Here is a 10,181-nt window from a genome sequence, read left to right as displayed (position 1 = left end):
ATTTGAAAATAGAGTTTCTATGAAAAAACTTGAACGAAATAAATATCTCATAGATAAAAAAATTTAAATAGACTATGGGATAACTAAACCAATCTTATAGTATCTCTTTATAAGTGCAAAGACAAAGCTACAAAACAGAAAAACCCAACTTCTTGTGAGAAAGTTGGGTTAAGCTTTTTTTAAATATTTTAAGCACTAAAATCCGTTGTTTTTATCTTAGTGCAAAATACTCGGAGAATTAATATTTTAAATTAACACAACAAAGAATTTGAAACTAATAGAGAAGAAAATCAATTACCTTTTACCCTCTCTTTACACATTTACTTAAAACTGAACGAAATACCCGTTTTCTCAAGCTCCGTATAACTAAGGTGATTTGACATCTTAAAATAATAAGCATAGTAACGCATAATCTGATTCTCATCTTCTAATCCTTGTACAACTTGATACAAATCATCTACAATGTAATGAATCATATTATAACGATCAGGTATAACTACATTACTTGATAAATCCATTAGACCAAACTGTGAATCATACGCTCTGCGAAAGCGAACAAACTTAAGATCTTTTAAAACAGTCAAAGAGTGATACTCAGGCTGTATAATCCAACGTTTATTTAAAGCATCCCATAATCCGGTGCGCAATTCATCCTGCAACTGATAACTCACATAATAATAGGGTTCATTGATAAATCCAATGTTTCGAACTTTGTGAAATTGACTATCCACAGGAAAATCTTCTTTGGCAATAATCTCATACTTGTTTGGCCAGATCAAATCCTCATAGCTTGTCACACTGTAACTTAAAGGATCTGGAAGATAATCTTTCAATACTCCCGTTGTGGTTAAAATATAAAAGTCATTTGTTGTTCTAGTTTTATCACTTGGCAAAACCTCTATTAAAAAGAAATTATTCGAAACTACTGCATCAATATTGACAACATTTTGCCATATCTCTAAAAGAGGTCTATCTTGTTTTAAATCCAGACTTTTTAAATGTACAGGCAAAGGCATATCAAACTGCTCATTAACAAAATAACGCCCACTTGTCTTAGTATCTCTATAAATAGTTGGAGGATTTTTCCAATGACTCTCATTAATTTTAAAATACACCAAATGCTCCTTGCCTTTATAAGTTATCGGAAACACGCGACTTTGAATTAACTCATAAGATTTTATCTTCTTACCAAGAAGATTATAAGTCTTTACTTTATCTGCTCTTAATTGACGTACCAACTTGAGCTTGTGATCATAAGTGCCTTTAAAATTTGAAAGCAATTTGACAAAGCTATTGACTTTTGCTTTATACAAGTGATGTCCTATTTGAATGAACTTAGATGATAAAGCTTCTATTGGTATTTTTTGCAATCCCTGTGTTGATTTCAAACTTGAGCTAACCCTGGCTATAGTTTGATTGGTTTCTAAAACAAACACACTGTGTCTAGCTCTGTTTACATCTTTATCAAATAAAGGGCTAAAAGAAGAATTCCTACTAAGAATATTGAAGTTTGGCAAAAACTTCCACTCCCAAAAACGCGTTTTAACTGTATAGTATCGCAAAGCTGAAACTACCGTAAATTTCCTAACCACATACAACTCTATAGATCTAAAGCGAAACCCTACCACAACTTTATTCTTTGTATTAATCACACCTACCTTACCTTTGTTATCAGTGACAACTGCAAAACCAGTAGAGGTGAAAACTTTTGCAGATAAATATTGCGGAGCAATAACTACGTTCTTGGCCTGATCCCAATAGCCGTACAATTTATTCTTTGCCAAAAAAGGAACGAGTTTTTGACTTTTTAATCCATTTTTGTAGTTCATAGCAGTTGAGATTTTAAAGCTTTAAGAGATGGTAAAAGTTACTTATTTTTCTTTTAAATTACTACTCTACATTTTATAAAAAATAAGAAAGGGACAATAAAATAGACTTTAGAGCAACTCTGAGAAAAAAACACCTAAGAATTAACTACACTAGCCAATGTTAATGATAAAGAGAAAAAACTTAATAGTATCCCAAAGTACAAGCATCAGTTTATTGACCTATATCAAAAACAATCACTATTGTAGAACTTTAACACTAAATTATTTATACCAATTCTAAATAATTGTTATTTTTGTCTACAATCAATTTAAAAACTTATGCCTTATAATAATGAAATAGTAACCTATAGTCAAGGTCCAAATGCCGTTGGAGGTATATATGTAAAAGACCACAATTGTTTAGGCAAGAAGTCGCAAATGATAAATCACACCCATAGAGATGATTACTACGTAATTAGTATTGCGACAAATGGTGCTATGGTAATGGATTGCGAATTAAACAAATTCCAAGTAAAACGCAATAGCATTTTAATAGTAAAACCTTACCAAATACATAGCTTACGCGAGATTACCGAAGACTATAACGGATACTTTTTAGGTGTACAGGATTTTCGAATTCCAAATCACCTAAGTGATTTACTCTTTACTATTCCTGGCAATAAACAATTGATTAGCATTTCTGAAGAGGATCTAAGTCTACTGACTCAAACTTTTGATTTAATGCGTTGCTATATGAAAAAGGACAATACATATCAAACGCAGATTATCAATGGGTTGTTTTCCACTGCCCTACACAAAATATGTTCTTTGGTGGAATCTGAACATCCAATTACAGATTTAGCTTTGTTGAGTCAACCCGCTTTAATTACTTCTAAATTCAAGCGTTTAATTACCCATCAAACACACTTAAATTTACCTTCTTTCTTTGCAAGCCAGCTCAATATAACTACAGCGCACTTAAACGATTGTGTCAAAAAAACAACAGGGCAAACTGCTAGCTATTGGTTAAAGAAATCCATTATTGACGAGGCCAAAAGATTACTGTATTATACAGATAAAACAGTCAAAGAGATTGCCTTTAATTTGGGCTTTGAAGATCATACCTATTTCTCGCGTATGTTTAAAAAAAACACCTACCAAACACCTTTAGAGTTTCGCATAGAGTATAGATAACCTCAATTATCTATATCCCTCTATGGTTGCTCTTTTGCCTTTCATTTTACTTTTACAAAATGATCTATAACTACCTCTTGTGTCCTCTACTGACCATTACACAGAGCAACACCTATAATTATGCGTTTTAAGATACTATTTAAATAATATTCTTTGATTTGTTATTCTATCAAAAGGTCTTTTCAACTTAATTTTACTAACATCATACAATTGATAATTAAAAAACACATTAGACAAGAGTAGTTACTATCTTATGGGGATGGTAAATAGAGTAGTTAATTTTAATAATAAATTGACTACTCTTTACTTGAAATGAATCATTTTTACTATCAACACGTTGATAGACATAAATACAAACAAGTTTAAAAGATTATACTTTATTACTTTTTTTTACACCTCACACCTGTCAAAATCGGTATGAGGTTTTTTTATAAATAAATTCCCAAATACCTTTTTTTGTCCAATGAACTCCTTTATACTCCCATTTATTTAGAATGACTTTTAATAGACCTTTGCTACAGTAAAATTAAAAGTCGAGAATTATGCCAAAAATACCAAAACTTATAGGAACATTAGTCAAGACTGCTTGGAGTAAAATGTTTATTGAAGTCACAGTTAGTGAAAAAGAGCAAATAAGCGACAACCTACTTAGAATAAGATTTAAAGCAGATATACAACAAGCTAAATACGAAATCGGACAAGCTATACTCATGCAGATTTCCGAGACAGAATACAGAAACTATACCCCAAGTGAATACAATCGCGAACAAGGTTATTTTGACGTTCTATTTCATCAACAAGCTGACGGGCCAGGCACTCGCTTTTTTAAAGATATCCAAGTAAATGACAAACTGACCTCAAGCATTCCAAGAGGGCAAAATGTCTATGATAAAAATATAGATTACCATTTTTTCTATGGAGATGAATCGTGTATTGGATTCTGTCTATACCTACAACAACTCTTAAACAAAGATAACAAAACTCTAAAAGGCATACTGGAGGTTAACGATAAGAACAAAACATATATTGGAAGTGAACTCAGTCATATTGAATTTGTTGAAAAATCTTTAAGCAATAAAGCGCAAACGGCTATTGAATATATCGATTCACTCAACGAGTTTCAGTGGAATAGAATACAACATGGGCAGTTCTACATTATGGGAAATGCAAAGAGTATATCCAAATTCAAAAAAGCATTACGCGAGAGAGGTGTTTCAAATAACAATATTGTTACTCAACCTTTCTGGGTAGAGGGTAAAGTAGGACTATAACAATAGCTCCTTGCTCAAAACAAAGTGATTAATCCTTTACCCGGTAAAGCAGAGAAGATAAACTACAAGAATAATCGATTAATTGAAGATAAGTGGCGTTGCCCTAAAACTTTAAAACAAGCTATAAAACAACAACCTGCAAAAAATTCAACCTTATAACAACCCAATACAAAAACGACAAGACAGAGTCTTACCATATAAAATCCAGATATGTGTTGTGTAAGTGGTACAGTGACTACCTTACTGTACCACTTTTTATTATTTTGTATCCCTATACTTTAACAAAGCCAGATAAGGGTCACCTGGAAGATTCAGCAATTTAGCAAAGGCAGGTTCTGTTTTCATCCCAGCTTTTTTTAGTGCAATTACTTTTTGCTTAAATAAAGCCCCTTCTTCAAGTAAAATTTTGTACTCAACTATCATATGCTGATAGCCATTTTGCTGCTCTACAGGCCTATTTTGAGCGAATAACTCAATGGGATATCCTTGGATTTGCAAATTAGCCACTACCGTTTCTACACCCCCTATTAGGCGGCTACAAGACTGGTAGAAATCATATTCTTTAAAGCGCTGATCTATATCATCCAAAAAGGCATCTAAATCTTTTGCTTGACAACAAATATCTAAATCACTGCCTTCTACAGCAATATCTATTGGAAAGGTACCTATTAACACAGGGTTATACCCCTGTAGTTTATCCATTATTCTATATTCTGTGAGTAATCGATAAATCTCTTGTTGTTGCACAGTACCACTTTTTAGATAGGCAAGGTTCTTAAAATTCATAGACGATGTTAATAACAAAATGATGACGCAGCAAAGTAAACAATTTAAACCAAAATTAGCTAGCCTGTAAATGGTTATACTCCCTCTTAAGAGGATCTTTACCATGTAGTATGCTATACTTACGGTAATCAATGAGTACCCGATTTTGAAAACAAATTAATTATCACTACACCTAAAACAATGCACGAAATCCCCAAAATAGCAGCAGTGTCTAATTTTTGATTGTACAAAAACACACTCAATAGACTAACAAGTACAATACCAATACCAGACCATAAGGCATAAGCAATACCTATAGGGACGGTTTTTAAAGTAAGGCTTAAAAAGTAAAATGCTATAACATAACCTAGTAGAGTCAGCACACTTGGCCAAAACTTAGTAAACTCATGCGTCGCCTTCAAAGCGCTGGTTGCAATCACTTCAAAGACAATGGCAACAAACAAGAAAAGATAGTCTTTCATTTTATGGATATTATATCATTTAATTGGGCAAAAATACAAGTAGATTATCCGTTTTGTTTTTGACATAAATCAAAAAAGGTTATCTATGCACAGTGGCGTAGATAACCTTTTAACTATAGTAAAAGAGAATATTAAACTCTGCGAATACGGCTCAATGTCTCTTGTGAAATACCCAAATAGGAAGCTATATTACCCAAGGGAATACGGTGAAAGTCATCCCCTAATTCTTTAATTAAATTATAATAGCGTTCACTAGCACTCATGGTTTGTAAGCCAAAAGCCCTTTGTTCTAATTGCAAGCAATAATCCTCGGTTGATCTACGACTGATAAGATTTAATTCAGGATGTTCTCTATAAAGCCTTAGCAATACTTGATTGGAAATTGCGTGAACGATGCAGTCTTCCATACATTGTATGTACTCAAGTGATGCACGACTTTTGTACATTTGATAAGTAGATCCCATAATAGTATGCTCAAAGGCAAACCACACATCTATTTCTTTTTCTGAAACTAGATAATAACCACGTACAAATCCTTTTTCCAATACATATAGACTTCCTGAGAGTTGTCCTTTCTTTAAAAGTAACTCTCCTTTTTTCATATGAAATGTCTGTACATTCTTCTCCAAAGCATCTCGACACTGAGAAGATATATAGCCATATTGCTCGAAAAGTCTAATTAAAACATTCATAGTGGTTCAATCTTGTAACTATTTATTTATTCAGTCTAATATACCAAAAATGTGGCACATTCTCATACAAAAATGTATTTACTGCCTTAAACCCAGCCTTCTCCAAGACGTTCTTCGATCCTTTGTTCCCAACTTCTGAAATAGCGTGAATAGGTAATAGAGTTAAATACTTATCAGCGTAAATTAAACAAGCAAGAGCTGCCTCTGTAGCATAACCTTTACCCCAGGCATCATACACAAAGCGATATCCAAAATCAAGATATTCTTCAACGCCGTTAACACCATTGTTAATGTATTTAAACCCAGTCCATCCGATAAATGTATTAGTCTGTTTCTCAATTACTGCCCATCTACCTATACCAAAATCCTTATATTGTTTGGTAATAAAACTAATCATCTGTGCAGCTTGAGTTTTATTCTCTAATGGCTTTTTACCTAAAAATTCTTGAACGCGTATATCGCTATCTAACTTATAAATACCCTCTAGGTCATTGTCCTGGATTGGACGAATCAGCAATCGCTGCGTTTCAATATTATGCTTCATTTTCCTTGTTTTTTAAAAAAGATACTATAAACTCTGTGCGTTGTTCGACTGAAGATTTAGGCACCTCTATCAAAGAATATCCATATCGCAGATAAGTTTGCCTGATCACCTCATAGGTCTTTATGGCCAATGACATATCTTGTTTGCGCTGTTTGTCTTGAGTGTAAATCTCTGGCCATGGTGGTAATATAAACACTGTTGGATTAAACGAAAGTTCCCTGGCAATTTGCCTATGCAGTTCCGTCACTTGTAATTGTTCTAAAATAGCATAGCCAATACTATCAATAATTCCCCTATCCCATAACACAAGCTCAGAAGAATCACAGTCTTGATAATCAGACACCGATCGACTCAACATGGCTTGATAAAAGAGCTGTTTGTCTTTCCATGGCAAAACTTCGCTATTTGCCAATTGTTCCACTTGAATAATAGCCCTACCTACCTCAGGCATAATCTGGTATCCCTTCTTCTCTAATGCATTTAATAAAGTAGTCTTTCCACTACCTGGTCCACCAGTAAATATATAAAAGTTTGATTTGATCATTTCTTTATAGTTTAATTTGTTTTGCAAGGATCAGTGTATCCATAGCAAAAAACATTACAAAATAATTTATATACTCTAAATACTTGGGAAAAACGAGAAGTAGAAAAACTGTAGTAGAGCCTACATACTCCTCTAAAGCAAGTCGTCTAAATAAGAAATACCTCTTAGAATAAGGTGATTACAAAAGTACAAAAAAAGCATTGTAATTAAAAAACACTTTAAACAACTCATACTTATCTAAGTTAAGCTCCCACTAAAAAAACTATCAAAAGTAGCTAAAGAATATTTTATTACAAGTGAGCTTCAATAGCATAAACCAAAGGTACTTTATCACCCAAAGGTTTAATCTGATATTTCCCAGGAGCTATCTCTATAATCTGATTAAAACATGGATATGGAGAATAGTTAAATTCTTGAAAAACACTAATTGTCAACCCATTCGATATTAATCCTTGCATTACATCAGATAAACTGTGATTCCAATTAACTGTTTTAAATGTCTTGTGAGCATCTTTATCGGCATAGGTTCCACTTTCTACTTCCACAATATCTTCAACGTTGAAATAAGAATACGCAATTTCACTAAAATTATAATCATACATCCATACAAAGGGATGAAACTCTACCAACACAAATTTGCCATCCACCTTTAGGTATCTTGATACCACTTTTGCCCACTGAAACATATCAGGTAACCAACCTAACACACCGTAACTTGTATATACTATATCAAACTGCTCACTCAACATTGTAGGTAATGCATAAATATCACTGCAAATAAAACGTGCATTTAAACCTAATTGTTGTGTAAGTGCGTTTGCTTTCTCTATTGCCACCTCAGATAGATCAACACCAGTAACCTCTGCTCCCATTCTAGCTAAAGACAGAGTATCTTGGCCAAAATGACACTACAAGTGTAAAATCTTTTTACCTTTTACATCACCCAGCAAATCAAGTTCTATATCATTTAAAGAAGATTTACCTTTTAAAAAATCTTTCATGTTATAAAACTCAGATTCAATATGTAAATCAACTTTTTCATTCCAAGTCTTTTTATTTACTTGTATATAATCACCGTGTGTATTCATACTTATATCAAGTTTAAGATATCTACTTATTATTAATCTAATATAGAAATTGAGAATTTAAAACTAACAAAAAAAAGACTTCTTTTCTCTTAAATCTCCCTTGTTTTTATAACCAAAAATACAACATACGCTTTAGTAGATTCCAAAGCATTCATTTGAACCTTAATTCACTGTTGTAAATATCTATGCATAATTACTTTTTACCACTAACTTTTAGTTTAAAAAAAGTTACTTCACAAACCCCCTGCAATCATAAGGTTTTGAACGATTATAAGTAAAAAGCTTAAAAAAATAAAAGATAAATATTTTTAAAAGAAATAGTTTTTGGCACGAATATTGAAAATATGCAAAATACAAACCTGATAATAAGCAGAATAAAGGTTTTCAAGTATCAGTTGTAGAATAAACAAGTAAGTATTTTTTTTTCATAATTTTTTTTTATCTGCTAAATCTAGTAGTCAATAGTAAAATTGATTAATTAGTTCATAGTAAGTTAATTTTTTTATTTTTAAGGCCCCTTCATTTGCACTTGAAGGGGCTTTTTTTATTTGATAATTTTAAAGTAACCTACTCAATAATGGGATTTGTCAAAGCCTTTAGAAGCTATAATCTCAAATTACACATACTTACTAAAGCATTAAAAACCTCACCAGCCTAGTATTCTGACATTTATTATCTGTTTCGTTGCACTAATTAACTTACAATAAACTAATTCTAAATATTTGGTATAGTATATGCTATAAATACACATATAGAATGTGACAAAACAATTATAACAATGGAAAACCTACTAACTCAAAGCCTAGCAGGATACTTTATTATATACATAGCATTAATTATATTATACACTCTCTTTATTTTAAAGAGTAAACGCATTACAACTGATGATAAATACTTAGTTATACTATTCACAGTTGCATTATTGCCTGTAGGTTTAGTCTATGGACTATACTTAATTTACTCGAACTCTAAGAGTTCTCAAACAAACTAACACATATTTGGTTCTTTCTGGTTAACACTCAAAAGCAGTTAATACGCAAATTAACTGCTTTTGTTTTTATTGTGTTTCTTATTTATTTACTAGACAGATACCCTCTTTGTGCTGCCAAAGCGCATTAGTGCAAATGAACTAAAAGCCAACAAAATTCATGATTAAAAAAGATCACATTCTTATTCAATTTTTATACAATAAAAAAAGCCAACAGATACAAGACCTGTTGGCTTTCTACTTTAATAACTAATTGGGAAAATTAAATTTGATTAATAATGTTAGTGACAATACTAATAACTAACAGAACTTATTTCGTGTAAAGGTATCAAATTTCGATTTTTTATTCTCTGCCAGGTAAATACTCCTACTTATGGGATTATATACCATTTAGTTTTAATCAATTCAGCCAAGCAAAAGATTTAATCCTCTAAAGAATACGCTTATCTACACACCCCACAACTATTGCCATTGACAGCACAATGTTTACAATACTTGCAATTTTTACACGCCTTACAGCTTGATGAACCTGTACAAGTGGCAAATGTAGACTCGTAGTAATAGCCTGCAGCTGCGGCTAAAGTTGTTAGAAATACACTAAAGAGGATAATCTTTTTCACAACAATTTTTTTCTTTTATTTCTTGGTCAAATTTACCAAGTCTATAATCATTACACAATTAAATAAAATACCATAATATTCTAAAAAGCAAGTAATTACACACAAAATAATACGCTTAGATTATATTCTACCTCATGGCTGTACTCTTGAGCTTTTTCTGTAAAAAAATCGGCAACTGTTCTTTG

General features: G+C 32.1%; 8 protein-coding genes and 1 pseudogene. 2 read left to right on the top strand and 7 right to left on the bottom strand.

Annotated elements, in window-relative coordinates; all coding sequences use genetic code 11:
* Window positions 1-320: 320 nt before the first annotated feature.
* Window positions 321-1,829 (bottom strand): WG repeat-containing protein, encoded by a 1,509-nt coding sequence (locus NWE55_RS13045; protein WP_155092262.1) that lies wholly within the window; start codon window positions 1,827-1,829, stop codon window positions 321-323.
* A gap of 318 nt (window positions 1,830-2,147) precedes the next feature.
* Here NWE55_RS13045 and NWE55_RS13040 point away from each other — a divergent pair, with 318 nt between their 5' ends.
* Together NWE55_RS13040 and NWE55_RS13035 are read left to right on the top strand one after the other, a co-directional pair.
* Window positions 2,148-3,002, top strand: coding sequence for a helix-turn-helix domain-containing protein (locus NWE55_RS13040; RefSeq protein WP_155092263.1), 855 nt, complete (start codon window positions 2,148-2,150; stop codon window positions 3,000-3,002).
* Window positions 3,003-3,544: 542 nt separating this feature from the next.
* Complete coding sequence (locus NWE55_RS13035; protein ID WP_155092264.1) at window positions 3,545-4,273, top strand: FAD-binding oxidoreductase; 729 nt, start codon at window positions 3,545-3,547, stop codon at window positions 4,271-4,273.
* 258 nt (window positions 4,274-4,531) lie between these two features.
* On the opposite strand, the gene NWE55_RS13030 is transcribed toward NWE55_RS13035, so the two are convergent.
* The 6 genes and pseudogenes from NWE55_RS13030 to NWE55_RS13005 all read right to left on the bottom strand — a co-directional run bounded on the left by NWE55_RS13030 (window position 4,532) and on the right by NWE55_RS13005 (window position 8,388).
* Window positions 4,532-5,059 carry a DUF4269 domain-containing protein gene (locus NWE55_RS13030; protein ID WP_258204168.1) on the bottom strand — a complete coding sequence of 176 codons (528 nt, stop codon included), beginning with the start codon at window positions 5,057-5,059 and terminating at the stop codon, window positions 4,532-4,534.
* 128 nt (window positions 5,060-5,187) lie between these two features.
* Window positions 5,188-5,520 carry a DMT family transporter gene (locus NWE55_RS13025; protein WP_155092266.1) on the bottom strand — a complete coding sequence of 111 codons (333 nt, stop codon included), beginning with the start codon at window positions 5,518-5,520 and terminating at the stop codon, window positions 5,188-5,190.
* A gap of 131 nt (window positions 5,521-5,651) precedes the next feature.
* Window positions 5,652-6,212 carry a Crp/Fnr family transcriptional regulator gene (locus NWE55_RS13020; RefSeq protein WP_155092267.1) on the bottom strand — a complete coding sequence of 187 codons (561 nt, stop codon included), beginning with the start codon at window positions 6,210-6,212 and terminating at the stop codon, window positions 5,652-5,654.
* 22 nt (window positions 6,213-6,234) lie between these two features.
* Window positions 6,235-6,756 carry a GNAT family N-acetyltransferase gene (locus tag NWE55_RS13015; protein ID WP_155092268.1) on the bottom strand — a complete coding sequence of 174 codons (522 nt, stop codon included), beginning with the start codon at window positions 6,754-6,756 and terminating at the stop codon, window positions 6,235-6,237.
* The gene (locus NWE55_RS13010; protein WP_258204167.1) at window positions 6,746-7,300 is read right to left on the bottom strand and encodes an AAA family ATPase; all 555 of its coding nucleotides are present in this window, start codon (window positions 7,298-7,300) and stop codon (window positions 6,746-6,748) included. Before NWE55_RS13010 ends, NWE55_RS13015 begins: the two co-directional genes overlap by 11 nt.
* A gap of 290 nt (window positions 7,301-7,590) precedes the next feature.
* Window positions 7,591-8,388: pseudogene (locus tag NWE55_RS13005) on the bottom strand (class I SAM-dependent methyltransferase).
* Between the last annotated feature and the right edge of the window lie 1,793 nt (window positions 8,389-10,181).

This window comes from Myroides albus, assembly GCF_024722315.1.
GTDB classification, from domain to species: Bacteria; Bacteroidota; Bacteroidia; order Flavobacteriales; family Flavobacteriaceae; genus Flavobacterium; species Flavobacterium album_A.
Note: the sequence above shows the minus strand (reverse complement) of the source record. Positions and strands in the feature narration are given on the sequence as shown.